Origin of the sequence: Pseudomonas sp. I2 (genome assembly GCF_040984075.1) — a bacterium.
GTDB classification, from domain to species: Bacteria; Pseudomonadota; Gammaproteobacteria; order Pseudomonadales; family Pseudomonadaceae; genus Aquipseudomonas; species Aquipseudomonas guariconensis_B.
Genome location: NZ_JBCGFQ010000248.1, coordinates 1 through 362, shown reverse-complemented (window position 1 = coordinate 362; position 362 = coordinate 1). Strand labels below are relative to the sequence as shown.

The 362-nt window shown below is 66.9% G+C and carries 1 protein-coding gene; it reads right to left on the bottom strand.

The genetic code is table 11. From position 1 onward, the window contains the following. A partial coding sequence (locus tag WCE05_RS26475; protein ID WP_368816904.1) for a transposase occupies positions 1 to 362 on the bottom strand: 362 nt, incomplete at both ends.

Genomic DNA, 362 nt, shown 5'->3' with positions numbered 1-362 from the left:
AGATCGACAGCCGCTGCTCGCTGATCGCCGGGCGCGTGATGTAGCGGCACAGCTTTTCGAGCTTGTGGCTTTCGTGTGCTTCCGCGGCCACGCCGGCATGCAGCGAGAAGCCGCCGACCTTGCCGGCTTCGCCCTCCAGCGAGCCTGCGTCACCGGGCAATGTTTGCAGCGTGACGACCTTGCGGCCAGCGTCGCGACCGGTGGCGATGCGGTAGGTGATCGAACTCATCCGCAGCCCATCCATGCTGTCGTCGCCTGCAGCGCTGTCTGCCAGGAAGGCCGATTCGCCCTCCCCTTCGAGCCAGCCTTTGCGCGTCAGGTGCCGACACACCCGGTGCGCGATGGTAGCTGCCAGCTGGGTC